25 protein-coding genes are annotated in these 25,430 nt (G+C 72.8%); 7 read left to right on the top strand and 18 right to left on the bottom strand.

What is annotated here, in order from left to right:
- Positions 1-237 precede the first annotated feature (237 nt).
- Complete coding sequence (locus tag GGQ54_RS04915; protein WP_179444379.1) at positions 238-1,017, bottom strand: class I SAM-dependent methyltransferase; 780 nt, start codon at positions 1,015-1,017, stop codon at positions 238-240.
- Positions 1,018-1,090: 73 nt separating this feature from the next.
- On the opposite strand from GGQ54_RS04915, the gene GGQ54_RS04910 reads away from it, so the two are divergent.
- Entirely contained in the window at positions 1,091-1,951 is an 861-nt protein-coding gene (locus GGQ54_RS04910; protein WP_179444378.1) for a LysR family transcriptional regulator, read from the top strand.
- Positions 1,952-1,992: 41 nt separating this feature from the next.
- Here GGQ54_RS04910 and GGQ54_RS04905 read toward each other — a convergent pair whose 3' ends face one another.
- Entirely contained in the window at positions 1,993-2,313 is a 321-nt protein-coding gene (locus GGQ54_RS04905; protein ID WP_246292553.1) for a VOC family protein, read from the bottom strand.
- Between the two features lie 2 nt (positions 2,314-2,315).
- Positions 2,316-2,876, bottom strand: coding sequence for a DinB family protein (locus tag GGQ54_RS04900; protein ID WP_179444377.1), 561 nt, complete (start codon positions 2,874-2,876; stop codon positions 2,316-2,318).
- 60 nt (positions 2,877-2,936) lie between these two features.
- Between GGQ54_RS04900 and GGQ54_RS04895 the strand changes: the two genes are divergently transcribed.
- On the top strand, positions 2,937-3,887 hold the full coding sequence (locus GGQ54_RS04895) for a helix-turn-helix transcriptional regulator (protein ID WP_179444376.1): 951 nt from the start codon (positions 2,937-2,939) through the stop codon (positions 3,885-3,887).
- A gap of 185 nt (positions 3,888-4,072) precedes the next feature.
- Here GGQ54_RS04895 and GGQ54_RS04890 read toward each other — a convergent pair whose 3' ends face one another.
- From GGQ54_RS04890 to GGQ54_RS04875, 4 genes are read right to left on the bottom strand one after another with little or no spacing between them, the layout of a single operon-like run.
- Positions 4,073-5,191, bottom strand: coding sequence for a M20 family metallopeptidase (locus GGQ54_RS04890; RefSeq protein WP_179444375.1), 1,119 nt, complete (start codon positions 5,189-5,191; stop codon positions 4,073-4,075).
- On the bottom strand, positions 5,188-6,462 hold the full coding sequence (locus GGQ54_RS04885) for an aminotransferase-like domain-containing protein (RefSeq protein WP_179444374.1): 1,275 nt from the start codon (positions 6,460-6,462) through the stop codon (positions 5,188-5,190). The genes GGQ54_RS04890 and GGQ54_RS04885 overlap by 4 nt, the downstream gene beginning before the upstream one ends.
- A 2-nt stretch (positions 6,463-6,464) precedes the next feature.
- On the bottom strand, positions 6,465-7,640 hold the full coding sequence (locus tag GGQ54_RS04880) for a M24 family metallopeptidase (RefSeq protein ID WP_179444373.1): 1,176 nt from the start codon (positions 7,638-7,640) through the stop codon (positions 6,465-6,467).
- Complete coding sequence (locus tag GGQ54_RS04875; protein ID WP_179444372.1) at positions 7,637-8,908, bottom strand: aspartate aminotransferase family protein; 1,272 nt, start codon at positions 8,906-8,908, stop codon at positions 7,637-7,639. Before GGQ54_RS04875 ends, GGQ54_RS04880 begins: the two co-directional genes overlap by 4 nt.
- Positions 8,909-8,967: 59 nt before the next feature.
- Between GGQ54_RS04875 and GGQ54_RS04870 the strand changes: the two genes are divergently transcribed.
- Complete coding sequence (locus tag GGQ54_RS04870) at positions 8,968-9,936, top strand: NAD(P)-dependent oxidoreductase (RefSeq protein WP_179444371.1); 969 nt, start codon at positions 8,968-8,970, stop codon at positions 9,934-9,936.
- Here the strand turns inward: GGQ54_RS04870 and panB are convergent.
- From panB to GGQ54_RS04830, 8 genes are all read right to left on the bottom strand, one after another.
- Entirely contained in the window at positions 9,933-10,778 is an 846-nt protein-coding gene (panB, locus tag GGQ54_RS04865; protein ID WP_179444370.1) for a 3-methyl-2-oxobutanoate hydroxymethyltransferase, read from the bottom strand. The genes GGQ54_RS04870 and panB overlap by 4 nt on opposite strands.
- Before the next feature lie 58 nt (positions 10,779-10,836).
- Positions 10,837-12,297: an NAD-dependent succinate-semialdehyde dehydrogenase gene (locus GGQ54_RS04860; protein WP_179444369.1), complete on the bottom strand. Its 1,461-nt coding sequence runs from the start codon at positions 12,295-12,297 to the stop codon at positions 10,837-10,839.
- An 85-nt stretch (positions 12,298-12,382) separates the two neighbouring features.
- Positions 12,383-13,234 carry a class II fructose-bisphosphate aldolase gene (locus tag GGQ54_RS04855; RefSeq protein ID WP_179444368.1) on the bottom strand — a complete coding sequence of 284 codons (852 nt, stop codon included), beginning with the start codon at positions 13,232-13,234 and terminating at the stop codon, positions 12,383-12,385.
- A gap of 3 nt (positions 13,235-13,237) precedes the next feature.
- Complete coding sequence (locus tag GGQ54_RS04850; protein WP_179444367.1) at positions 13,238-14,170, bottom strand: hexose kinase; 933 nt, start codon at positions 14,168-14,170, stop codon at positions 13,238-13,240.
- Complete coding sequence (locus GGQ54_RS04845) at positions 14,167-15,114, bottom strand: ROK family protein (RefSeq protein WP_218843703.1); 948 nt, start codon at positions 15,112-15,114, stop codon at positions 14,167-14,169. Before GGQ54_RS04845 ends, GGQ54_RS04850 begins: the two co-directional genes overlap by 4 nt.
- A 78-nt stretch (positions 15,115-15,192) precedes the next feature.
- Positions 15,193-16,005 carry an RES family NAD+ phosphorylase gene (locus tag GGQ54_RS04840; RefSeq protein WP_179444366.1) on the bottom strand — a complete coding sequence of 271 codons (813 nt, stop codon included), beginning with the start codon at positions 16,003-16,005 and terminating at the stop codon, positions 15,193-15,195.
- Positions 15,962-16,339, bottom strand: a complete 378-nt coding sequence (locus GGQ54_RS04835) for a hypothetical protein (RefSeq protein WP_179444365.1) — start codon at positions 16,337-16,339, stop codon at positions 15,962-15,964. Before GGQ54_RS04835 ends, GGQ54_RS04840 begins: the two co-directional genes overlap by 44 nt.
- 41 nt (positions 16,340-16,380) lie before the next feature.
- On the bottom strand, positions 16,381-17,457 hold the full coding sequence (locus tag GGQ54_RS04830; RefSeq protein WP_179444364.1) for a GNAT family N-acetyltransferase: 1,077 nt from the start codon (positions 17,455-17,457) through the stop codon (positions 16,381-16,383).
- Positions 17,458-17,524: 67 nt separating this feature from the next.
- Here GGQ54_RS04830 and GGQ54_RS04825 point away from each other — a divergent pair, with 67 nt between their 5' ends.
- Positions 17,525-18,733, top strand: coding sequence for a glycoside hydrolase 5 family protein (locus tag GGQ54_RS04825; RefSeq protein ID WP_179444363.1), 1,209 nt, complete (start codon positions 17,525-17,527; stop codon positions 18,731-18,733).
- Between the two features lie 9 nt (positions 18,734-18,742).
- Positions 18,743-19,114: a DUF1707 SHOCT-like domain-containing protein gene (locus GGQ54_RS04820; protein WP_179444362.1), complete on the top strand. Its 372-nt coding sequence runs from the start codon at positions 18,743-18,745 to the stop codon at positions 19,112-19,114.
- Here GGQ54_RS04820 and murQ read toward each other — a convergent pair.
- Positions 19,067-20,914: an N-acetylmuramic acid 6-phosphate etherase gene (murQ, locus tag GGQ54_RS17555; RefSeq protein ID WP_179444361.1), complete on the bottom strand. Its 1,848-nt coding sequence runs from the start codon at positions 20,912-20,914 to the stop codon at positions 19,067-19,069. The two genes, GGQ54_RS04820 and murQ, sit on opposite strands and share 48 nt — an antisense overlap.
- Positions 20,915-21,015: 101 nt before the next feature.
- Between murQ and GGQ54_RS04810 the strand changes: the two genes are divergently transcribed.
- A complete protein-coding gene (locus GGQ54_RS04810) occupies positions 21,016-22,140 on the top strand; it encodes a chorismate-binding protein (RefSeq protein ID WP_179444360.1) in 1,125 nt (374 codons plus the stop codon).
- 299 nt (positions 22,141-22,439) lie between these two features.
- On the opposite strand, the gene GGQ54_RS04805 is transcribed toward GGQ54_RS04810, so the two are convergent.
- A complete protein-coding gene (locus GGQ54_RS04805; RefSeq protein WP_179444359.1) occupies positions 22,440-23,897 on the bottom strand; it encodes a glycoside hydrolase family 3 protein in 1,458 nt (485 codons plus the stop codon).
- A gap of 86 nt (positions 23,898-23,983) precedes the next feature.
- On the opposite strand from GGQ54_RS04805, the gene GGQ54_RS04800 reads away from it, so the two are divergent.
- The gene (locus GGQ54_RS04800; protein ID WP_179444358.1) at positions 23,984-24,871 is read left to right on the top strand and encodes a GTP-binding protein LepA; all 888 of its coding nucleotides are present in this window, start codon (positions 23,984-23,986) and stop codon (positions 24,869-24,871) included.
- A gap of 24 nt (positions 24,872-24,895) precedes the next feature.
- Here GGQ54_RS04800 and GGQ54_RS04795 read toward each other — a convergent pair whose 3' ends face one another.
- On the bottom strand, positions 24,896-25,411 hold the full coding sequence (locus GGQ54_RS04795) for a DinB family protein (protein ID WP_179444357.1): 516 nt from the start codon (positions 25,409-25,411) through the stop codon (positions 24,896-24,898).
- Positions 25,412-25,430: the final 19 nt, after the last annotated feature.

The following is a 25,430-nucleotide window of genomic DNA, read 5'->3' as shown; positions in this document are numbered from 1 at the left end:
ACCCGGGGCTTCCCGCCGCCGCACCCGGGCTCTCCGTCGCTGCACCCTCGCCTCGAATTGTTTCCGTAGTTATGCCCGCTATCCGGCACGGATAGCGGGCATAACTACGGAAACAATCGGCTGGGGGAGGTGGGGGGAGGTGGCGAGGTCGGAGGGGAGGTGGCGCGGTCGGAGGGGAGGGGGCGGATCGGAGGGGAGGTGGCGCGGTCGGAGGGGAGGGGGGGCGGATCGGAGGGGTCAGCGGATGCCGACGATCACCCGGTCGTCGCCGCACTGCCAGACCTGGCCGACCTCGGCGCAGCCGCCCTCGCGCAGCGCCGCCAGGTAGTCGCCGACGGTCGCGGGCGACGAGACGTGATGGCCGAGGTCGGTACGCTCGCGCGCCGCCCACAGCTCGGCCAGCTCCGGCGCCTCCGAGGCCGCCTGCCACCACTCCTGCCAGCCCTCGCCCGGCTGCTCGCCGCGGCGCGTGCGGGCCGTCGCGCCGACCTCGCGGAGCAGTGCGTCGAAGCGGTCGGTCCGCTCGTAGAGGTGGTCGCCGTCGACGAACACCCCGCCGGGCGCGAGCGCCCCGGCAGCGGTGCCGAGCAGTTCGCGCAGGGCGGTCGGGTCCAGCCAGTGCAGCGCGGTGGTGGAGACGAAGGCGTCGGGCGCGCGGTGCAGCCCGAGCCGGTCGAGCCGCCCCGCCTCGCCCAGGTCGCCTGTGACCGCGCGGAAACGCCCGCCGAACTCGTCGCGGTACGCCGCCTCGGCCAGCCCCAGCAGCAGCGGGTCCTGGTCGATGCCGATCACCTGGGCGCTCGGCAGCCGACGCAGCAGCCGCGCCGCGAGCGAGCCGGGGCCGACACCGAGGTCGATGATCAACGGATCGGGACGCTCGATCGCGTGGGCGAGAACGTCGCCGATCACGGCGAAGCGCTCCTCCCGGTCGGCGAAGAAGGTGGCCTGCTGGGCGTCCCAGCGGTCGAGCCAGGCGCGGGCCCGGTCGGGGGACAGCTGCGTGATCGTCTGCGTCATGGCGACCATCCTGTCCGGGGCCGCACCAGGGCGGTAGCTCGGACATCTGGCGTACCGGCCATAGGATCGTCCTATGAGCGCGACGCCGAGCGTGGATGACCTGCGGCTGATCGCGTCGATCGCCGAGACGGGGTCGATCGGCGCGGCGGCCCGCATGCTGCGCATCGCGCAACCCTCGGCCAGCCAGCGACTCGCGCGGATCGAGCGGCGGTGCGGGGCGTTGCTGTTCACCCGCGATGCGACCGGGGCGAGCGCCACCGCGGCGGGGGCCGAGCTGGCTGCGCTCGCGAACCGGGTGCTCGGCGAACTGGACGGGGCCTATGCCGCGGCGCTCGGGGCCGCGGCCGATCGGCGCCCCAGGATCGGCGCGATCGCCGCGATGGCCCCGAGCGTGATCCCGTCGTTCGAGAGCCTGCTCGGCCGGCCGATCACTCCCTTGGTCGATCATGGTCCGCGGCTGATCGAGCTGGTCGCCGAGGAATGCCTCGATGCCGCCATCGTCGCGATCGCCGACCAGGTCACGCTGCCCAGGCGGGTGATCAGCCACCGGCTCGGCGAGGACCGGTTGGTGCTGCTCCGCGCGGCCGGTACGCCGCCGCCGGGTCGCGGGCGCCGGGCGTACCGCGGCCATCGCGTCGTGCACAGCACCTACGACCGGATGGGGCCGGTGGTGCAGGAGCGGCTGATCGGGCTGGGCGCCGACGCCGAGCCGGGCGCGACGCTGCCGACCACGCTGGCGATGGTGCGCTGGCGCGGCTGCCTCGGGGTGGTGCCGCGCAGCGCGCTCGCTCACGACCTGCACGAGGGCGAGGTGATCAGCGAGCTGCCGTTCGCCGCCCGGGTGCGGGTGTCGCTGATCACCGGCCGCGAGCCGGGGGACGAGCTGCGCGGCCTGCTCGCCGACCTCGGGCGCTGGCTGCACCTGACGAACTGATCAGTCCAGGCAGAACTCGTTGCCCTCGGGGTCGCGCATGATCAAGTGGCCCAGGCCGAACCCGTCCGGCTCGCGCCGGTCAGTCCGGGCGCGGCCCGCAGGTCGAGGTGCACGCGGTTCTTGGCCGTCTTCGGCTCGGGCACCCGCTGGAAGAACAGGCGCGGCGTCACCCCGCCGGGATCGATCACCGCGGAGCGGGAGTTGTGCTCGGATATCGGTACGCCCCAGGCGGTGAGCGCCTCGGCCCAGGAGGCGAAGCCGTCGGGCGGCGGCTGGACCGTGCCGCCCACGGCGTACGCCCAGAACTCCACGAGTGCGCCCGGGTCGGCGCAATCGAAGGTGACCTGTACCTCGACGCCCATGATCAGTTCTTCTTCCGATGCGTCCACAGGTCGCGCAGCAGCGCGATTTCCGCGCCGTGGTGGATGACCTCGCGGTTGATGTGCAGCACCAGCGTGGCCATGGTCTGGTCGGCATGCGGCCCCTCGGTCTCGCCGGCCGGCCGCCACAGGCCCTCCTCGCCGAGGCCGGCGACGCCCGCCTGCCACCGGGCGTACCCCTCGTCGAGCTGGTCCAGCGCGGTCGCGGCATCGGGAGCGTAGTCCCAGCCGAAGTAGTCCGCCGGCGGCCCGCCGAAGTGCCCAGCGTTGCGCATGCCGAAGACGCCGACGATCAGGTGCCCGAGGCGCCACGCGATGGTGGTCAGCGGCGGCGGGCTCGGCTCGGGGAGGGCGAAGTCGATCACCCATGCGCCGCTGCCGGCCTGCATCGGCGTGCGGTCCTGTTCGCGGGGGTGGACGGTCCAGGCGCCCGGCGCGGGCTCGAACAGGTACTCCTCGTCGGTGAGCCCCGCCAGCCGCGGGCGGAGCTGGTTGGTCCAGTGCCAGTCCAGTTGTTCGCGCAGTGTCGCGTTCACGTTGCTCATGGTCCGATCGTGCCGCGCCAACAGGACTGATTCGGTCCGCACGGCGGCTAGGTTGGCTGCATGGCCCGCACCACCGAGCGCGTCCTGCAACTGCTCGGGCTGCTGCAACAGCGTCCCGTCTGGTCCGGCCCCGAGCTGGCCGAACGGCTCGGGGTCACCACCCGCTGCATCCGGCGCGACGTGACGCGGCTGCGCGAGCTGGGTTACCCGGTGCACGCCGCGCACGGCGCGGCCGGGGGCTACCAGCTCGGTCGCGGGCGCACCCTGCCGCCGCTGCTGCTGGACGATGCCGAGGCCGTCGCCGTTGCCGTGGCGCTCGCCCAGACCGCGGGCGGCAGCGTCGCCGGGGCCGGCGAGGGCGCGGTCGGCGCGCTCGGGAAGCTGGACCAGGTGCTCCCGCCGCGGCTGCGGGCCCAGGTGCGGGCGATCTCGGAGGCGACCAGTGTGCACCCGGTCGCCGCCCGCATCGACGCCGACGACCTGCTGGCGCTGGCGCGGGCGTGCCGGGAGCGCCTGCGGGTGCGATTCGGCTACACGGCCCGCGACGGGACCGAGTCCGACCGCGAGGTCGAACCCATCCGGCTGGTCGACCTCTCGGGCTACTGGTACCTGATGGCCTTCGACCGCGATCGCGACGACTGGCGTACCTTCCGGCTGGACCGGGTCGGCGCGATCCGGGTGACCACCTGGCAGTTCCCGGCGCGTGATCATCCGGACCCGCTGGAGTGGGTGCGCCATTCCGTCGCCGAAAGCCCTTATCCGCAACAGATCCGGGTCATCCTCGACTGTTCGGCCGAGCGCGGCGCCGCCCTGGTTCCTCCGCGCTCCGGCACCATCACGCCCATCGACGACGGGCACTGCGAGCTGGTTCTCGGCCGGCTCGATCTTGGTTGGGAGGCGATGCATCTGGTCGCCCTCGGCGTCGGCTTCCGGGTGATCGAGCCGCCAGAGCTGGTGCATGAGTTGCGACGCCTGGCCGCCCGGATGCTCGAGGCCGCCGAGCGATCGTGAGTCGCGGCGTACCGCAGGCGCGGGCCGAACCGGCAGGTGCGGGCTGAGTATCGTTCGCGGGTGCCGGTTGGGTTCGCGGGTGCCGGTTGGGTTCGCGGGTGCCGGTTGGGTTCGCGGGTGCCGGTTGGGTTCGCGGGTGCCGGTTGGGTTCGCGGATGGGACAGACAGCCCGTCCTCCCGGCGACCTAGCGGGCGCCGCCCAGCAGCTCGCGGGCCAGCCGCTCGTAGCGATCGGTGGCCTCGACCAGCTCGGCGATGCCGACGGACTCATCGATCTGGTGCGCCTGGTCGTTGAGCCCGCCGGGGCCGAGGATGATGCAGTCGATGCCGAGGTCGCGGGCGACGAAGCCGCCGTCGCAGGCCGCGCTCCAAGCGCCCGGCGTACCACCCGCGAGCCGTACCAGCGGATGATCGGCCGCCGTCCGGAACCCCGGCATCTCCATCGCGACACCGACCTCGACGCCGATCCCGTCGCCGGTGATCCCGGCCCCATCGATCCGGTCCGCCAGCTCGGCGGCGAGCACGCCGGCGTCCTCGTCCGGCATCAGCCGCCGGTCGAGCTGCAGCAGGCAGTCGGGGGCGACGATGGAGACGCCTCGGCCGCCGCTGATCATGCCGCTGCTCCAGGTGCCGTGACCGAGCAGCGGGTCGGGCGATGCGGCCAGCCGGCGCTGGTCCTCGGCGACCAGCGCCAGCACCCGGCCGGCGGCGTCGATGGCATTGCGCCCGTCGCTGGGGCGCCCGGAATGCGCGGGTACGCCGGTGATCCGCACGTCGAGATAGCTGTCGCCGCGGCAGGCGATCACCGTCTCCAGATCGGTCGGTTCGGCGACCACACAGCCGAGATAGCTGCCCGACAAGCCGCGCCGCACCAGCGCCCGGATGCCGAGGCCGGTGTCCTCCTCATCGACGGTGCAGGCGAGGGTGACCGGGCCCGACAGCCCGGCGCCGCGCAACCGGTCCATCGCGGTGATCACCGCTGCCAGGCCACCCTTCATGTCGGTCGCGCCGCGGCCGAAGATCCGCCCGCCGGCCACCTCGCCGCCGAACGGCTCGCGCGTCCAACCGGGCCCGGCGGGCACGACATCGGAGTGGCCGAGGAACAACAGCCCGGGGCCGTCGCCGCCGGGCAGGGTGGCGATCAGGTTCGGGCGCCCGGGCGCCACCTCGATCAGCTCGACGTCGATCCCGCGCGCGGCGCAGGCATCGGCGAGCACGCGTACCGTCTCCGCCTCCGTGCCGCCCGGGTTCTCCCCGCCGGCGGTGATCAGGCTGCGCGTCAGCTCGACCAGCGGCTCGGTCATCCCACCCGCCCGGGCCGCTCGTCCAGCTCGGCGCGCGCCCGGTCGAGCGCCGTCGTCAGCCGGTCGACGCCCTCGACGATGCGTTCGGGGGTGGTGGAGGCGAAGCACAGGCGCAGGGCGTCGCCGAACCGCCCGGCGGGGGAGAACGCCGGCCCGGGGATGTAGGCCACCCCCTCGGCCAGCGCGATCTCGAACAGCCGGTTCGCCTCGATCTCGGCGTCGGCACCCTGCAGCGTCACCCAGCAGAAGAACCCACCCTCGGGTTCGGTCACGGTGATCCGGTCGCCGAGTCGCTCGGCGAGCGCGCCGCGCAGCGCGGCAAGGCGCTCGGCGTAGGTGATCTTCAGTCGCTGCAGGTGATCGGACAGCCCGCCGCGACCGATGAAGTCGGCGACCAGGTGCTGGTTGGGCACGTTCGTGCAGGTGTCCATCGCCTGCTTGGCGTTGATCAACAACTGCCGCAGCGACGGATCGGCCTCGACCCAGCCGACTCGCAGCCCGGGCGCAAGGATCTTGGAGAAGGTACGCACGGAGAACACCAGCGGGTCGTTGCCCGACAGCTCGCCGAAGCCCGGCAGGTCCTCTCCGGCGAAGCGCAACAGGCCGTAGGGATCGTCGTCGATGATCACCGCGCCCCACTCGCGCGCCAGCTCGATCAGCCGTTCGCGGCGGGCGACCGACAAGGTCACCCCGGACGGGTTCTGGAAGTTGGGGATGGTGTAGATCGCTGCGGGGGTACGCCCGGCGCGCTCGACCGCCTCGGCCAGTGCATCCACGTCGAGCCCGTCGGCATCCATCGGCGCCTCCAGCAGCTCGGCGCCGTAGGACAGCGCGGTGGCCGAGCCGTTGGTGTAGGTGGGCGACTCGACCACGACAAGATCACCGGGGGTGATGAACAGCTTGCCGGCGAGGTCCAGGCCCTGCATGCCGCCGGAGGTGATCACGATCCGCTCGGGGTCGACCTCGGCGCCGAGGCCGTCGGAGACCGCCTCGATCAGCGCTGGCTCGCCCTCGGTCGCGCCGTAGGTGAACGACGACGCGTCCCAGGCGCTGCCGGCGGCGTCGATGAACTCCTTGACCGGCATCGCCTCGTCGGCCGGCGCGCCCATCGCGAACCGCACGATGTCGTGGCTCTGCGCGGCGAGCAGCGAGGTGGAGGAGTCGATCACGGAGCCGACGAGCTGGCCGGCCCGGTCGGCGAGGGGGATCCGGGGATCGACGCCGCGGGCGGGCCCGTCGGCGCGGTCGTCGGTGCGTCGCTTCGATGCCATGATCACTCCTTCGTCAGTAGGCCGCGGGGGAAGTCGGTGAAACATTCCACGCCGTCGTCGGTCACGCGTACCGATTCCGAGGCCTCGTATCCGTAGCCCTTCATCCACATCCCGCAGATCACGTGGAAGGTCATGTTGTGCGCCAGCACGGTGTCGTCGGAGGGGCGGATGCTGACGGTCCGCTCGCCCCAGTCCGGTGGGTACGCGATGCCGATCGAGTAGCCGAGGCGGCTCTCCTTGGCCAGCCCGCGCCGGCGCAGGACCGCGTTCCAGGCCTCGGACACGTCGCGGACCGGCACGCCGGCCGCCATCGTGTCGAGCACGGCGGCCAGGCCCTCGGCGACCGCCTCCTCGGTCTGGCGAATCCGGTCCGACGCGCGGCCCAGGACGATCGTGCGGGCCAGCGGAACGTGGTAGCGCCGGTGCGCGCCGGCCAGCTCGATGGCCACCGCGTCGTCGGCGGCGAAGCGGCGGTCGGTCCAGGTCAGGTGCGGGGTGTCGGCGGCCTCGCTGGTCGGCAGCATCGGCACGATGGCGGGATAGTCGCCCCAGACCTCGTCGGTGCCGCCGATCTGGGCGGCGCTGATCGCCGCCGCGACGCGGTGTTGCGGTACGCCGACGTCGATCGCCTCGAGCGCGGCGGTCATCGCCGCGGTGGTGATCTGTGCGGCGCGGCGCAGCACGTCGATCTCGGTGTCGGACTTGATCACGCGTACCCAGTTGACCAACTCGGCGGAGTCGACCAGCTCGCGGCCGGGCAGCGCGGCGCGCAGCGCGAGGTAGGCCTTCGGGCTGAAGAAGTGGGTGTCGAGCTCGAGGCCGATCCGCGAGCCGGGCGCGATGTCGGCCGCGAGCCGCTCGCCGACCCAGTCGAACGGGTGCTCGGCGTCGCGGTGGACGTAGCCCTCCGGGTAGCCGACCACCTGATCGGCGGGAAGCCAGCTCGTCCGGGTGGCGCCGTGGGCATCCATCGCGCGCGCGTAGAAGATCGTGTCGCCGTCCAGCGGCACGTAGAGCAATTGCGGGGTGTAGAACGACCACGCGTCGTAGCCGATCAGGTAGAACAGGTTGGCCGGGTCGCTGATCAACAACACGTCCAGTCCGGTGTCGGCCATCCGCCGCCGGACCGCGGCCATCCGCGCGGAGTACTCCGCGTCGCTGAAGGTGTAGAGGTTCATTTGCCGAGCACGTCGGCGAGCGCCGCGCCGAAGCGCTCGACGCCCGTCGCGATCTCGTCGGAACTCACCACCAGCGCGGGGATCAGCCGGACCACGTTGCCCTGGGGCCCGCAGGTGAGCGACAACAACCCGTGGCCGGTGGTGGCCTGCTGCACGGCGAGCGCGGTCTCCGCGTCCGGGCTGCCGTCGTCGTTGCTGAACTCGACGCCGAGCATCAGCCCGAGGCCGCGCACGTCGCCGATGCCGCGGCCGGCCTTGATCGGGTAGTCCTCGGCGAGCTTGCGTACCCCCGCGAGCAGCTCCTCGCCGCGGACCCGGGCGTTCTCGACCAGGCCGTCTCGTTCGATCACCCGCAGCGTCGCGACGCCCGCGGCGGCCGAGACGGCATTGCCGCCGTAGGTGCCGCCCTGGGAGCCCGGCCAGCCCTTGCTCATCAGGGATTCCGGCGCGGCGATCGCGGAGATCGGGAAGCCGGAGGCGATGCCCTTGGCGGTGATCAGGATGTCCGGGGCCGCGGTCGAGTACTGGTGGCCCCAGAACTTCCCGGTCCGCCCGACGCCGGTCTGCACCTCGTCGATGATCAACACGATGCCGTGGGTGTCGGCGCGCTCGCGCAGGCCCTCGAGGAACGCGGGCGGGGTCGGCAGGTAGCCGCCGTCGCCGAGCGCGGGCTCGATCAACATCCCGGCGGTGTCGGCCGGCGCGGTGCGGGTGGCCAGCAGGTAGTCCAGCTCGCGCAGCGCGAACTCCACCGCGGTGTCGGTGTCCCAGCCGTAGCGGTAGGCGTAGGGGAAGGGCGCCATGTGCACGCCCGGCATCAGCGGCGACCAGCCGGCGGAGAACTTGGTGCCGGCGGTGGTCAGGCTGGAGGCGGCGGCCGTCCGCCCGTGGAAGCCGCCCTGGAAGACGACGATGTTGGGCCGGCCGGTCGCCATCCGGGCCAGCCGGATCGAGGCCTCGACGGCCTCGGAGCCGGAGTTGGCGTAGAAGACCGAGTCGAGCCCGGCCGGCAGCACCTCGCCCAGCTTCTCGGTCAGCTCGAGCAGCGGCTGGTGCATCACCGTCGTGTACTGGGCGTGGATGATCTTGCCGACCTGTTCGCGGGCGGCCGCGACGACATCGGGGTGGCAGTGGCCAGTGCTGGTGACGCCGATGCCGGTGGTGAAGTCGAGGTAGTCGCGACCGTCCGTGCCGTGGATCCAACTGCCCTGGGCGTGGTCCACGACGACGGGGGTTGCCTGCTTGAGGAGAGGACTGAGGGCGGCCATGCCGCCATCGTCCGGGGGCAATTGCAGATTGTCAACAATCAAGCTGTTACGGTGCCCGGGTGACCACCGCAGTCGTGCTGACGCGCCCCGATCTGGGCCCGCCGCCGAACGAGGCCGCCCTGTCCGAACTGGTCGAGCTGAGGTACGCCACGGCCGAGGAGCTGCCCGGCGCGATCGCGGGCGCGGAGGTCTGTTTCCTGTGGGACTTCTTCTCCCCGGCGCTGCGGGCGGCGTGGCCGCGGGCCGACCGGCTGGCGTGGGTGCACGTCGCCGCGGCGGGGGTGGACGCGATCCTGTTCGACGAGCTGCGGGATTCGTCGGTGGTGTTGACCAATGCGGCCGGGTTCTTCGACCAGCCCATCGCCGAGTTCGTCGCCGCCCAGGTGCTCGCCGAGACCAAGCAGTTGTACCTGAACGCCGAGCTCCAGTCCGAGCGACGCTGGGAGCACCGGGAGACCGATCGGGTCGGCGGGCGGCGCGCGCTGGTCGTCGGCACCGGCGGCATCGGCCGGGCCTGCGCGCGGCTGTTGCGCGCGCTGGGGATGGAGGTGCGCGGCGTCGGTCGCGTGGCGCGCGCTGAGGATCCCGACTTCGGCGAGGTGGTGGCCTCCGATGATCTTGCCGCCGCGGTCGACGGCGTCGATCACCTGGTGCTGGCGGCGCCGTTGACGGCCGGTACCCGGGGGATGGTCGACGCGGGCGTGCTGGCGGCGCTGCCGTCCGGCGCGCAGTTGATCAACATCGGTCGGGGCGAGCTGATCGACGAGGCGGCGCTGATCACCGAGCTGGCGAGGGGCCGGATCTGCGCCGCGCTGGACGTGTTCGCCGTCGAGCCGCTGCCCGCGGAGAGCCCGCTGTGGGCGATGCCGAATGTGCGCGTGAGCCCGCACCTGTCCGGCGACGTGCGCGGTTGGCGTACCGGCCTGGCGGAGCAGTTCGAGGCCAACCTGCGCCGCTGGCTTGCCGGGGAGCCCCTGGCCGGGGTGGTCGACAAGGCCGCGGGCTACGTGCGGCGCGACCCGCGCTAGAAGGTGTGCTCGCGGTCGGGGAAGGTGCCGGCCGCGACATCGGCGGCGTAGGCCCGCGCGGCAGCGTGCAGGGTGGAGTGCAGATCGGCGTACTGCTTGACGAACCGGGGCAGGCGCCCGCTGCGCAGACCGGCCATGTCCTGCCAGACGAGCACCTGGGCGTCGCAGCCGTTGCCGGCGCCGATCCCGACGGTGGGGATGGTCAGGGCCTGCGTGACGGCGGCGCCGACCTCGCCGGGGACCATCTCCAGCACCACAGCGAAGGCGCCTGCGCGCTCCAGGGTGCGGGCGCTCTGCACGAGCTCGTCCGCGCGGTCCTGGCCGCGTCCCTGTACGCGATAGCCGCTCAGGGCGTGCTCCTTCTGCGGTGTGAAGCCGATGTGTGCCATGACGGGGATGCCGGAGCGGGACAGCAGGTCGACGTGGTCGGCGATCTCGACCCCGCCCTCCAGCTTCACGGCATGTACGCCGGCCTCCTTCATGAATCGGGTGGCGGTGCGCAGGGCCTGCTCCGGTGAGGCCTGGTAGGACCCGAAGGGCAGATCGGCGATCACCAGCGCCCGGGAGGCGGAGCGGCTGACGGCGCGGGCCAGCGGGATCAGCTCGTCGACGGTGATCGCGAGGGTGCTGTCGTGGCCGTAGACGTTGTTCCCGGCCGAGTCGCCGACCAGCAGGGCCGGGATGCCGGCGTCGTCGAAGATCGCCGCGGTGTAGGTGTCGTAGGAGGTGAGCATCGCCCACTTCTCGCCGCGCTCCTTCAGCTCCTGCAGGTGGCGCAGCCGCACCCGGCGCGCGGGGGCGGGCGGCTCGGGAGCGGCGTAGGGGGCCGTGGTCTCGGTCATGGTGTCCTCTCGTCAGCGTCCCCGATGGTGGCGCGCGAGGAGCGGCCGAGTCTCCCGATCAGCCGGGCTGCGGCATTGCGAGCAGCTTCACCTCGAGGAACTCCTCGATGCCCTCCTTGCCGCCCTCGCGGCCCAGGCCGGACTGCTTGATCCCGCCGAACGGCGCGGACGGGTTGGACACCATGCCCGTGTTCAGGCCGACCATGCCGACCTCCATCGCATCGCTGACCCGGAAGGCGCGTGCGACGTCGGTGGTGAACAGATAACCCGCCAGCCCGTACGGGGTGGCATTGGCCATCGTGATCACCTCGTCCTCGGTCTCGAACGGGATCACCGCCGCAACGGGGCCGAAGATCTCGGTCTCCATCAGCTCGGCGTCCTTGCTCACCCCGGACAGCACGGTCGGGTTGTAGAAGAAACCCTTGCCCTCGGGGCGATCGCCGCCGGTGATCACCTTCGCGCCCTTGTCGATCGCGTCGGTGACCAGCGTCTCGACCTTGTCCAGCGCCTTGCGCTCGACCAGGGGGCCCACCTGCGTACCCTCGGCCGACCCGTCGCCCACCTTCAACTGCTGCATCCGCTCCGCGACCCGCCTGGAGAACTCCTCGGCGATGCCCGCCTGGGCATAGATCCGGTTCGCGGCCACGCACGCCTCGCCCATGTTGCGCATCTTCGCCGCCATCGCACCCTCGACGGCGACATCAAGATCGGCGTCGTCGAACACGATGAACGGCGCATTGCCGCCCAACTCCATCGACGCACGCATCACGTTCTGCGCGGCCTGGCCGAGCAGGTGCTTGCCGACCGCGGTCGAGCCGGTGAAGCTGACCTTGCGCGCCTTGCCGCTCTCCATCCACGCCGTCACCACCGAGCCCGGGTCGGTGGTGTTCACGACATTGAGTACGCCCTCGGGCAGGCCCGCCTCGACCAGGACCTCGACCAGCGCGAGCGAGGTCAGCGGCGTCAGGTCCGCCGGCTTGAACACCATCGTGCAACCGGCCGCCACCGCCGGGCCGATCTTGCGCGTACCCATCGCCAGCGGGAAGTTCCACGGCGTCACGAGTACGCAGGGCCCGACCGGCTGGCGCTGCACGAGGAACCGCGTCTTGCCGTCGGGGGAGAGCGTCTGGTCGCCCGAGATGCGCACCGCCTCCTCGGAGAACCACCGGAAGAACTCCGCGCCGTAGACGACCTCGCCCTTCGCCTCGGCCAGCGGCTTGCCCATCTCGGCGGTCATGATCGCCGCGATGTCGTCGGCGCGCTCGATCAGCAGCTCGTACGCCCGGCGCAGGATCTCCCCGCGCTCGCGCGGCGCCGTCGCCGCCCACGCCTGCTGCTTGGCCGCCGCCGCGTCCAGCGCGGCCCGGGCGTCCTCGGCGCCACCGTCGGCGACACTCGCCAGCACCTCCTCGGTCGCGGGATTGATCACCTCGAACGTCTTGCCCGATTGCGCGGGCACCCACGTCCCGTCGATGAACAGGTCCGTGTTGAGCTTGGTGACTGCCGTCGGTGTCGTCATCGTCCCCTCCGTGGCGGTTGGTCGGCCTCCACGCTACTCCGGGCCCGACGCACCGCGCGGTCCGGGTCGCGCGCCGAGACGCCGCTCAGGCGCCGCGGAACAGGGCCAGCAGCCGCGCCGTCTCCGCGGCCATTGCGTCGCGGGCCGGGCCGAGGTACTTGCGGGAGTCCACCAGCTCGGGGTTGCCCGCCAGCGTCTCGCGTACCGCACCGGTGAACACCTTGTTCAGGTGCGTCGAGACGTTGATCTTGGTCATTCCCGCCCGGATCGCCGCGACCAGCGTCTCGTCGGGTACGCCGGACGAGCCGTGCAGCACCAGCGGTACGCCGGCCGCCTCGCGCAGCCGGCCGATCAGCTCCAGATCGAGCACCGCGCTGCGCTCGGTCATCGCGTGCCTGCTGCCGACGGCGACGGCGAGCGCGTCCACCCCGGTCGCCGCCACGAACTCGCGCGCCTGGTCCGGATCGGTCAACACCCCCGGCTCGTGCGCGCTGCGCCCCGGCAGATCCTTGCCGCCGACCTCGCCCAGCTCCGCCTCGACGGCGACGCCGTGATCATGGGCGAGGTCCACCACCCGGGCCGTCGCGGCGAGGTTGTCGGCGTGCGGCAGCCGCGACCCGTCATACATCACCGAGCCGAACCCGGCGGCCACCCCGGCCCGGGCCAGCGCCTCGTCCTCTGCATGATCAAGATGGACGGCGACATCCGCCCCCGCCTCCCGCGCGACCTCCAGCGTGGCCAGTGCGATCGGCGCCAACCGTCCGCCGTGGTACTTCACGCAGTTCTCCGAGATCTGCAGGATCACCGGCAGGCCGGCAGACTCCGCACCCGCGACCAGCGCCTCCGCTGACTCCAGGTGCAAGACGTTGAACGCGCCGATCCCCGCGCCCTGTGCGCGGGCGGCGTTGATCAACTCGAGGGTCGGTCGCAGGGGCATCGGTCAGTTCTCCTCGACAACGCGGATCCGGGCGGGGGCGGTCAGCGGGCCGAGCTCGCCGGCCACGGGCGCGAGCACCGCGGCCGACGACCACTGCACCGCCGTGCGGGCCAGCCGCTCGTCGTCCCAGTCCGAGCACAGCGCCACCGCGGCGGCCGCCACCGCGGCGTCCCCGGCGCCGGTCGGGTTGCCGCGCAGCCGCTCCGGCGGCCGGGCCACCAGCGCGCCCCGCCGTCCCTTGGTGAACAGCGCCAGCCCGTCCGGCCCGGCCGAGACGAGCGCCCGCGCGCCCTCGTCCGGTGAGCGGTCCAGCAACGCCCGGACGGCCGTCGCCAGGTCCGACTCGCCTGTGGCCTCGCGTACCTCCTCGGCGTTCGGCTTGACCAGGTCCGCGCCCGCGGCGACGGCGTCCAGCAGCGCCGGCCCGGAGGTGTCGACGATGCAGCGGGCGCGGGAGGCGCGGGCGTACTTGATGATCTCGGGAAACAGGTTGCGCGGGGGATCGGGCGGCAGGCTGCCCGAGACCACCACCACCCGCGGGGCGTACTTGGCCATGGACCACTTCAGGCAGTCGTCCAGCTTGGCCCACTCGGCCCGGCTGATCGGTACGCCGTACTCGTTGAGCACCGTCGCCTGGTCGGCCGCCGTGTCCACCAGCGCGATGCTGCGCCGGGTGGGGCCGGTGACCTGGACCAGCTCCGGGGTGACGCCGCTGGCGCGGAGCTGGTCGCCGAACTGGGCCAGGTGCAACTCGTCGACCGGCGCGATGGCGACCACCGGGCGCCCCGCGCGCGCCACCACCCGCGCGACGTTCAGGCCCTTGCCGCCCGCGCGTACCTCGGGGGCGCGCACCCGGTGCGTCTCGCCCGGGCGCAGCGCGACCTGATAGGTCTCGTCGACGGCCGGATTCGGCGTCAGCGTCAACACCCCGTTCACGTCGGCCCCCGATCCTTGCGTGGCAGTGCGGTCAGGCCAAGCAAATCAGTGCCGAGGATCGCCGCGCCCCACAACCCGGCATCCGGCCCGAGTTGCGCCGCGACGACCGCTGGCCGGCGATGGAAGGAGAGGGCGCCGTGCAGCCGCGCGGTCAGCGGGTCGAGCAGCGCCGGGCCGGCCGCGGCGAGGCCGCCGCCGATCACGATCAGTTCCGGACCGAGCACGGCAACACAGTGCCGAAGGGCGTGGGTCAGGGCATCGATGGCCGCGTCCCAGGCGCGGCGCGCGGCGGCACCGGCGCGGGGATCGTCGAGCAGGGCCGCCACCTCGCGTGCCCCGGCGGCCGCGATGCCGGACTCCGCGCTGAACCGGCGGGCGATCGCCGCGGCCGAGGCCACCGTCTCCAGGCAGCCGGTGGCGCCGCAACTGCAGGGGCCGCCGCCCGGGACGGGGGCGTGGCCGATCTCCCCGGCGTACCCGCCCGCGCGCAGGCGGTGCCCGTCCACGAACGCGACCCCGGCGATGCCGGTGCCGATCGGCAGGACCAGCACGTTGTCGACGCCGCGCGCCGCGCCGAGTCGGCGCTCCGCGACGCCGACCGCCGCGATGTCGTGGCCGAGCGCGACGGGCAATCCGGTGGCGGCCGCGAGCCGGTCACGCAGCGGCTCCTCGCGCAGGCCGAGGTTGGCGGCGAACCGGACCACGCCTGCCGCCTCGTCGACGATCCCGGGCACCACGACGCTGATGGCGTCGGCGTCGGCGGCCAGCTCGGCGATCAGCGCGGTCAGGTCTGTGGCGCGGTCGGTGCCCGGTACGCCCGGCGTGGGCACCCGGCGTACCCCCGACAGGCCCGCGTCGGTCAGCAGGCCGGCCTTGACGTCGGTGCCGCCGATGTCGAAGACCGCCAGCCGCTCGCCCTCGCGCGGCCCCTCGGAAGTGTTCACGAGGGCCGATTCTGCTGGGTTCGGGCGCCGAGCGCGACTACGCCTAGGCGCGCCGTTCAGGTCAGGTTGGCTCGCGCGTCAGAAAAGACCTCGTTCCACACCTTCAATGCCTGGCCCATCGATGGTCGGCGCAGGCAGGTCGGCATCTGGGAGGAGCCAGCGCAATCCGAGTGTGGCGAACGCGGCGAGAAGTTCGGGGTGGGTCGGCGTCAGATCGAGCGCTTGCTGCTGATCAATGCAACGTGGCGGCCGATTGATGCTTCGTTCGAAAATGGCCCAGAGGGTGAGGTCGCTGCCGTGCCGCGAGGTGTAGCGGATTCCGTCAAGATCAGTTGAGCGGCACAGACGAGTGGCGATCGCTTGGGTCAGGGGCCGGGCTGCGGCGTCGTTGAGCGCGGATACGTCGAAATCGTTCAATCCCAGTTCAGTCGCTCTGGTTGCGAAGGAGGGGCGCAGGGTCGCGATGGTGGTCGAGGTCGTGACATCGCAGAAGGCTCCGGTGAGGGTAGCGGTTCCGGCGACTCGGTTGTCGAGCCAAGAAGGATCGACATCGCCCGCGGGTGTCGTCGGAAACTGCTCGACATCCTCTGGATCGGCGACGATGGCCGCGATTTCCTCGGCGAGCTGTGGATCTGGACGTAATGGCGCGAGCAGTTCGACGAAGCAGGAATAGAGGCTCGCGCCGGCATAGATCGACCGGAAGGTGCCGTCGAGATCGTCCCAGCGCCCGTCGAAGTGGTGCCCGGTCGCCCACTTCCAGTCCGTCCATGCCCACGGATCCGGGGCGTAGCCGACGCGCCAGATGCCCTGCTCGGCCGGTTCGGCGAGAGTGAGGGGCATCCAGGCCTCAGGCAGCGGCGAAATGGCGGGCCGCGCCAAGGACGCGCTCACCGATCTCGTCGATATCGCTCTCGCGGAGAATTCGTGCGGGCGCGATGTCACCGAGATCCGGGTTGAGTCCTTGCATCCAGGCCTGGACGACTCGGGAGCCGTGGCGGTCACCGAGGATGGTGCTGATCTGGTGGCTGAGGCGAAGTCGCTGTACCACCGCTGCGCTCGGCTCGCGTTCGCCGTGGGCCCACTGCCGAACCGCGCGCGTTTCCTTCACCCCCGCGATATATGCGACGAGGGTGGCGCCGAGCCGGTCCCGGAGCTCCTCGGTGAGGCTTGCGACCGGAAGTGTGACGGATTCCTTGTGGGCCCGCTGGTCCAGAGTGGTGACCATGCCCCCATCATGCCACGGATGCGTCACGATCACACCTCGAATCACACCCCAGAAAGCCGCTTGCTCCACACGGTTTCCAGCAGGCCCGGCCGGTAGCCCATCGCCAGGTTGATCGCGAGCATCCACTCGTTCTCGCCCGCGTTCCAGGTGTGGATCCGGGCGATCTGCGGCCGGTGGGCGGCGACCAGGTCGAGATTGGCGAGCTTGATCGCCAGCCCGAGCCGGTGCCCGCGGTGCTCGGCGCGGACCAGCGTCTCGGCCTGGTAGCCCACCGCGGGCTTGTCCGGCGGAACCTCGATGATCGTGAACGCCGCCAGCCGGCCCGAGCCGATGTGTTGGGCGACCGTGGTGAAGGCGGTCCGCCCGCCGGCCGCGGCCCGCGCCTCGCGCCGGCGTACCCGATCCGCGTCCCACACCTCCTCCTGATAGCCGAGCTCGGCGTGCGGCACGTCGACGCTCATCCGGGTGAACAGCTCGGCGATCTGATCGACGTGTTCGGCCGGGGCGGCATCTCGCCAGCCCAGCAGGCGATAGCCGCCCGAGCGCTCGTCGGCATCGCGCTGCAGCCTCTCGCGTACCCCAGGATCCAGCGGCACGGGCTGGGTCGACATCCGCTCGGCCTGCTCCAGCCGATAACCCCGGCCCAGCGCGAACGCGACCGGCGGGCTGTCGCGCGGCGCCCGGCCCACCCCGGTCGGCGGCAGCAGGGCGCCCGGGCCCTCGGCCCCGTCGGGGTGCTCGGCAAAGCCCAGCATGCGGGTACGCCCGCGCGCCCGCGCGGCATCCTCCGCGGCCTGCGCGAGCGCGCTTCCCAGACCGGCGCGCCGATGCCCCGGCACGATCTGCACCGTCGTCTCGGCGGTCTCGACGTTCTCCCGCAGCGGGTAGATGACCTCGGCGGCACCGAGCGCGGGGCCTTCCGGCTCGGCCCGGATCAGCAACAGCTCACGGGCCTTGTCGGACTGGTCGGCGAACCGCGCGCGACGGGCCGCGGCGGAGTCGGCGAGATCGTCGTTGCCGTGGGTCTCGATCAGCACGGCCCGGTCGATCGCGGCCACCTCGTCGAAGGCGCCCGCCCCGTCGGGGTCGGGTGTGGTCACGCGGTCGATGTGCACCATGGGTGCATGGTGGCCCCGCGCCCGATGCCCCCGCCACCAGTTTTCCCGATCCGCGAGGATGGTCGGCATGATCATCGAGACACCGCCGACCGATCGGACCGCGCCGCGGCTGGGCGTCAACTACACGCCGAGCCGGGGTTGGTTCCACTCCTGGCTGGACTTCGATCCGGCCGCCGCGGCTCGCGACCTGGACGCGATCAGCGCCCTGGGCGTCGATCATCTCCGGGTGCTGCCGCTGTGGCCGATCCTGCAGCCGGACCGGACCATGATCAACACCCGCGCGGTCGCCGATCTGCTGGCGCTGACCGACCTCGCCGCCGAGCGCGACCTCGACGTCTCGGTCGAGGTCTTGCAGGGCCACCTGTCCAGCTTCGACTTCCTGCCGGCCTGGGTCGGTAGCTGGCACCGGCGCAATGTCTTCACCGATCCCGACGTGGTGGCCGCACAGGCGCGGTTGATCGATGTCCTCGGCCGCGAGCTGGCCGGCCGCCCGAACGCGTTCGGGCTGGGCCTGGGCAACGAGTTCGGCCAGTTCGCGGCGGCGCGGCACCCCTCGGCGTACCCGCTGGACACCGCCGGTGCCGGCGCCTGGCTGGACGCCTTGCTGGGCGCGGCCGAGCGGGTCTGGCCGACCGGCCTGCACCAGGCCAATTTCGACGACGACGTGTGGTTCGCCGACGATCACCCGTTCACCCCACGGCTCGCCGCGAGCCGCGGGGCCCTGACGGTCGTCCACGCGTGGGTGTTCGGCGGCGTCGGACGGCGCTACTGCGCCGATCATCCGGCGCTGGCACAGTTCGCGCGCTATCTGGTCGAACTGGCGCGGGCCTGGTCGCCGCCGGGGCGCGGGGTCTGGCTGCAGGAGGTCGGTGCCCCGCGTGCCGCCCACGACGGGCGCCCGCTGATCGCCGACGCCGAGGCGTTCCTCACCGACACGGTCGGCGCGCTCGCCGACGCCCCCGATCTGTGGGGCATCACCTGGTGGGCCAGCCACGACGTGTCCCGCGACCTGGCCGACTTCCCGGAGCTGGAGTACGGCCTCGGGTTGATCGATGCCCACAATCGGCCGAAGCCGATCGGCCGTGCGCTGGCCGAGCAGGCGCCGCGGATCCGCGCCGCGCGGCCGGCCCCCGCGGCCGGCCCCGTGGTCGAACTGGCGCTCGCCGAGGACGGCTCGGATCGCTCCCTTGGCGGGCCCGAGAGTGACGCGTTCGACGCCTGGCTGACCGAGCGGCTGGCCGGTCGAGCGCCCCGGCTGCGACTCTCGACGCACTAGGCTGGGTCCATGAGCGGCGATCTGCCCATCTCGAGCAAGTACCGCAGCACGCCCACCGCGCCGGTGGACGACGCCGAGCGGGAGCGACTGACGCGGCAGCTCAACGATGCCTACACCCGCGGGCAGCTCGACGCCGACGACTACCAGCAGCGCCTCGACCGGCTCTATGCCGCCGGTTCGCTGGGCGAGCTGGTCCCGGTGGTCGAGGGGTTGCCGCCGCTGCCGACCCACGCCGAGCCGGCGATCGTCGCGCAGTCGGGCCAGCCGGGGGAGGTCGGCGGGCCCCCGCGCGGCGCCGGATTCAGCCGGGTTGCGCTCGGTGTGATCGTCGGGTCAGTCGCCCTGCTCGTCTTGTTGATCTTGTTGTTGATCATCTTCTAACGCCTTGCGCACGCTGCCGTCGGCGGCGCCCAGGCGCTCCCGGGCAGCCTCGGCATCGCCGCCGGTGAGCAGGCTGACGATCGCGGTCTTCACCTCACCGCCGGCAGCGGCCAGCGCCCGCTCGGCGTCGCCGTGATCATGGCCGGTGGCCTCCCGGACGATCCGGTTGGCGCGGGCCCGCAGCTTGTCGTTGGTGGCGGCCACGTCGACCATCCAGGCGCCGTAGGTCTTGTTGTTCATGATCATCGCCGCTGTGGAGATGATGTTCAGCGCGATCTTCTGCGAGGTGCCGGCCTTCATCCGGGTGGAGCCCGACACCACCTCGGGCCCGGTCAGCAACTCGATGCCGACCTCGGCGGCCGCGGCCACGGCGGTGCCGTGGTTGTTGGTGATGCCGACGGTCGGCGCGCCGCGCTCGGCGGCCGCGGTGAGGGCGGCGACCACATAGGGGGTACGCCCGGAGGCCGCGATGCCGATCACCAGGTCGGCCGGCCCGATCGCCAGGCGCTCGATGTCGGCGCGCGCCGCCTCCTCGTCGTCCTCCGCGCCCTCGATCGCGGCGGTCATCGCCTGTTCGCCGCCCGCCAGCAGTGCCACGAAACGGCCGGGATCCACCCCGTAGGTAGGCGGGATCTCGGCGGCATCCAGCGCGCCGAGGCGCCCCGGCGTACCCGCGCCGACGTAGACGATCCGCCCGCCGCGCGCGTACGCCTCCGCCGCCATCCGCGCCGCCGTCGCGAGCTGACCGTGCGCGGCGCGCATGGCCGCTGGTACCGACGCCTCGGCATCCAGCAGCACGTCGACCAGGCGGGTACTGGAGAAGGTGTCGAGATCGGCAAGATCGCGGCGTACCTGCTCGGTGCCCAGCCGGTCCACCGAACCGTCGGAAACCTCCGAGCGCTCGCCGGGCTCGGCCGCCGGGCCGATCAGCATCTCCCGGTGCGGCGCCGGCGCGCCCGAGGCCAGCAGCAGCGCCCCGTCCAGCGGCGTGCCCTCGCCGCGGACCACCTCGCGGCCGCTGGCGCCGGCCAGCTCGGCCAACAACAGCTCCGAGCCGGACAGGCCACCGGTCACCGCGACCGGCCCGTCGCCGGCGCGCTCGATGGTGCCCGCCAGCGCCTCGGCGGCCGCCGTCACCAGCTCACGCGCCGCGGCATCGCCCTCGGCGGCGAGGCCCAACACGTCGGGGGCGAAGGCGGCGGTGGCGCGGGCGGGCGTACCGCTTGCGGCGAGCGTGCGTGGCAACCGGGCCAGGTCGCCGAACCGAGCGCGGGCCGCATCCAGCAGCGGGCCCAGGTCGTAGTCGGCCTCGCGGGAGGCGAGCACCCGCCGCAGCGCCTCGCGACCCAGCCAGGCGCCGGACCCGTCATCGCCGAGCCAGGGGCCCCAGCCGTCGAAGATCCGCAGCTCCCCGCGGGCCGAGACGTTGATCACCACCGCGCCGGTGCCGAGCGCCGCGACCGTGCCGGACCGGCCGCCCAGCGCACCGGCGTGGGCGATCACCGCATCGCTGGTCACCGTGACCTCGGTGCCCGGCAGTTCGGCCTCCAGCCGGGCGGCGAGCTCGGCCGCGGCCTCCGGCGCCGCGGCCGCGCCCGCGGCCCCACAGACCAGCGAACCGGCGAGCTGGCGCTGCGCCGCTGGCAACGCCTCCCGGACGGTGAGCACCGCGCGGACGGCCTCGGCGATGCCGCCGGGCTCGGCAAGTCCCGGCGCACCCGGCCCCGAGACGACCACCGGCCGCTCGTCGACCACCGCCAACCGGCACCCGGTCTTGCCAAGATCAATTCCGCTGTACACGGCCTCCAAGCTAACAGCGGCGGCCCGCGAACCCCCGGCGTTCGGGTCCGGGTCGGCTCGCGATTTCCGGGGCTGGTGGGCCGCGTGGGATCATCGACGCCGTGGAGGAGGCCTTCGTCGACCGGCTGGGTTGGGTACGCGACGGTGCCGCGCTCACCGGATCGGGCGGCTGGCGGCTGGCCTTCTCCGGCCGCGACCGGCTCGCCCGGATGGACGCCGTGTGGCAGCGGCTGGCCGACCGCGATCGCGGCCCCGCCCCGCTCACCGCCTTCCTCGCCGCCACCTTCGACGACTCCTCGGCGCTGCCGAGCGTGCTGCGCGTCCCGCGGTCGGTACGCCGCGGCGAGACCGCGTGGGAGCAGGCCGTCGACGCCGGGTTGCTCGCCGAACTGGCCGCGGCCGACGATGGGTTGACGGTCGGGCTCGCGGGTGAGGAGATCCGGGGACTGGCCGCACCGGGGGAGAGCGCCGGCCGGGCGGGGCACCGCCGGCTGGTCGAGGCGGCGCTCGGGGCGATCGCCGGCGGCGCCGCGGACAAGATCGTGGTCGCGCGGGACGAGTACGTGCGTGCCGACGACGCCCGGTGCGCCCGCGCCCTCGAGGCGTTGGCCGCCAGCTATCCGCAGACCTGGACATTTGCCGTGGACGGGCTCTTCGGCGCGACGCCGGAGCTGATGATCGCCCGGCAGGGAGACCGGTTCCGGACCCGGGTGCTGGCCGGCACCGCGGGCGATGCCGAGACCCTGCTGGGCGATCCGCGCCGGGTGGCCGAGCACCGGCTGGCCGCCGACGCTGTGCTCGGCGAGCTGGCCGGGCTGGCGGTGCTGGACGACGAGCGGCCGGCGGCGTACCCGCTGCAACTGCCGAACCTGTGGCATCTGGCCACCGACATCTCCGGCCGCGTCGCCGATCCCGCGTCGTCGCCGCTGCGGTTGATCACCGCGCTGCACCCGACGCCGGCGGTGGCCGGCGTACCGACCAAACGGGCCGTGGAGTTGATCAACGAGTTCGAGCCGCGGGACCGCGGGCGCTACGCCGGGCCGGTCGGCTGGATGGATGCGGACGGCAACGGCGAGATCGGGCTGGCCCTGCGCTGCGGCCAGCGCGAGCCCGGCGGCGTGCGCTGCTATGCCGGCGGCGGCATCGTGGCAGGCGCCGATCCCGAGTGGGAGTACGCCGAGACCGAGGTCAAGCTCCAGCCCATGCGCCGGGCCCTTGGGGTGTAGGAAAGGACTCTTGGAGGTCTGTTGCGATGCTCGGAATTTCCCGTCCAGTGATCGCCGCAGTCGCCTTGATCATGCTGGGTGCCGTGATCGGCGGTTCCGGGGCGGCGAATCGGGGTTCGTGGCTCGGCATCGCTGCGGGGGCTCTGGGTGTCCTCTGTGGCGTGGCCGGAATCGTCCTCCTGTGGCGGGGATCGTCGGGGCGGGGGCGGGCGAGTCGCCGTCAGCGCTAGTTCGATCTCTTCGTCAGGTTTCGCCCGCTGAAGCTGGCGCCAGGGGGCGAGACCTGACGACGCGATCGGTCAGCCGACCAGTGCCTCCGCGGCCGCGATCGCCTCGACCCGGCCCGGCCCGGCGGTCTCCAGCACTTTCCCGCGGAGATCCCGCGGCACTCCGGTGTTGATCACCAGCGCGTCCGGGCGCCGGTCCAGCACCGCGTCGAGCAACTCGGCGGTGGCGCCGTCGGGCTGCGCGCCCAGCAGCACGACCAGCGGCTCATCGTCCAGCCCGGCAAGATCGGCAATCGTCTCGATCACCACCCGCCGCGCCCCCGGCAACCGGGCGGCGAGTTCCACCAGCGCCCACGGCCGGGTACGCCCGGCGGCGATGTTGTCGGGCCCGCGCAGTTCGGCAAGCCAGGGCCGCGCACCCAACTTCGGCAACGGGCCGGTACGCCGCAGCGCCTCGTGCGCGATCTGTGTCCCGACCTCGCTGCGGGTGCCGGGCGCCCGGCGTACCGGCTCCCCGAAGGCCGCCCGCCGGGCCGCCGCCCGCTCCGCCAGTCGGGCCACCCGCCCGGCCGCCTCGGCGAGCCGGGTCTCCCGCAGCGCGCCCGAGCGCACGGCCCCGATGATCGCGTCGACGATCTCGGCGAGCGCCGCGGCGGGGTCGTAGCCGCCGCCCACCGGATTCCCGATACAGATCAGATCCACCCCGGCCGCCAGCGCGAGCGCCGCGCCGCGGCCCATGCCCCAGCCGTCCCGGATCGCCGCCATGTCCAGTGCGTCGGTGCAGACCACCCCGTCGAAGCCGAGCTCGTCTCGCAGCAGCCCGATCAGCCGCGGGTTCAGCGTCGCCGGCTCGCGCCCGTAGGCGTCGAAGATCACGTGCGCGGTCATGATCGCGTCGGTCCCCGCCGCCACCGCGGCGGCGAACGGCACCAGATCACGCTCCCGGACCACGGCCTCCGGCGCGTCCACCCGGGGCAGGGCGACATGGGAGTCCTGCCGGGTCGCGCCGTGCCCGGGGTAGTGCTTGGCGCAGGCCGCCACCCCGCCCGCCTGCAGCCCGCGGACGAAAGCGGCGCCGTGCCGGGCCACCAGCTCCGCATCATCGCCGAAGGCGCGTACCCCGATCACCGGATTGTCCGGATCGGAGTTCACGTCCACATCGGGCGCGGCGGTCAGGTCGATCCCCTCCCCGCGCAGCGCGGCGCCCAGCTCGGCGGCCACCGCCTCAGTGCGTACCGGATCGTCGACCAGCCCGAGCGCGTGGGCGCCCGGCCAGGACGACCCGTCCGGCTCGAACCGGGTGACCGACCCGCCCTCCTCGTCGGAGCAGACCAGCGCCGTCGGCGCGATCGCGCGCAGCTCACCGGTCAGCGCCGCGAACCCCTCGGCCGGCCGGTTGTGACCGAACAGCCAGGCCCCGGCGAGCCCGCGATCCAGCTCGTCGGCCAACCAGCCCGGCACACTCGTCCCGACGAATCCGGGCGCCAGCACGCCGCGCGCCAGTGCGGCCAGTTCCGACTCCGATTGCACGGCCACACTGTGCCACCGGCCGTTCCGCGCGACCAGACTGAGGGAAGCCTAAGTTGGCTCACCCGGCGTGCGTTAGGGTTGGGCCCGTGCCCCGCCGCGAGATCACCGACACGATGCTGATGGACAGCGTTCGCCGGCTCGAGGACGAGCATCCGCCGATCCCGATGGGCTCGGTCGACTGGACCGTGCACGACCCCGGGGCGGTCGCCCGCGACTACGCACACATCCTCGACTATCTGGCCCGGGTCGAGCTCGAGGTCGACCGCAATGTGCTCGAGCTCCTGGTGCTGCTGCCCGATGTCAGCGAGGTCGACCGCTACTTCTACGCCGATGTCTGGCAACCCCAGGAGATCCAGCACGGCCTGATCCTGGACAAGCTGCAGACCGAGCTCGGCCTCGCCCCCGCCGAGCCGATGCTCGAGGTGCAGATGGGCATGAAGATGCTCGGTGCGCTGGCCCACATCGAGCCAATCCAGGAGGTGGCGCGGCTGATGTACTACCTGACCGGTGCGGCGACCGAGCGGCAGGCGGTGCTGGCGTACAACGCGATGACCAAGGGCATGAACAGCCTCGGCGAGACGGCGATCTCGAAGACGATCATCGGTCAGATCAAGAAGCAGGAGCCCGGGCACTTCGCCTTCTACAAGATGTCGGCGGAGAAGATGCAGCAGGACCGCGTGCTCAAGCCGTGGCAGTTGTGGCTGACGCGGCGACTGCGCAACTTCTCCTACGGCCTGGTCGGCACCAACCAGCGCAAGACCTATACCGCCGACATGGGCGGCGTGGTGATCGGGCTGGGATTCGCCGAGGACCTGGAGGCGTACGCCCGGGAGGTCTCCCGGGTGGAGAAGTCGATCTTGTGGGCCCACGACAAGGGCCTCGACTTCCCGCCCTACGTGCTGCGTGCCCTGCGCGAGTCCGTCGAGATGTATCGCGAGCGCGGCGGGCTCGGCGGGCCCGTCGTGCCCGCCTGAGACCGACGTCGCCGGTACGCCCGGTCAGCGGTCCACGTCGTGCAGGTGATGTATCGGGTCGTGGACGTAGTAGCGGGCCAGCGACTCCACCGTGAAGATCGTGCCGTCCGAGCGCCGGCCGGTACGCCCGAGGTCGCCGGCGGCCACCGCGGCGAAGGCGGCGGCGGTCCGGTCGGCCGCCCGGATCAGCGCCTGCCCGACGGCGGCCGGATCGGCCTCGGCATAGCGATCGCGCTCTGCGGTCTCGTCGGGATCCCAGTTGGCGAACGCGGGATCGTCGTCGCCGAGCATCAGCGCGAGCCGCTCACCGAAGATGACATGGGCGTCGCGGACGTGGGCGGCGTACTCCAGCGGCGACCAGACCTCCGGCGCGGGCCGGTCACGGACGTCCGCGCGGGCCAGCACCGCGGGCCAGGCGGCGGCATTCTCCCGCAGCAGTTCGGGGACGCGCTCATACGGCACGGTCGAGGCGTCGAACCCACACTCGGGACAGCGGCGCTCCAGCACCCAGGTCCAGTCCTTGATCTCGGCTTGCGGCATGGCCCGATGCTGGCGTGCC

It is taken from the genome of Naumannella cuiyingiana (assembly GCF_013408305.1).
In the GTDB taxonomy this organism is placed as follows: Bacteria; Actinomycetota; Actinomycetes; order Propionibacteriales; family Propionibacteriaceae; genus Naumannella; species Naumannella cuiyingiana.
This window is presented reverse-complemented; position numbering and strand designations above follow the sequence as displayed.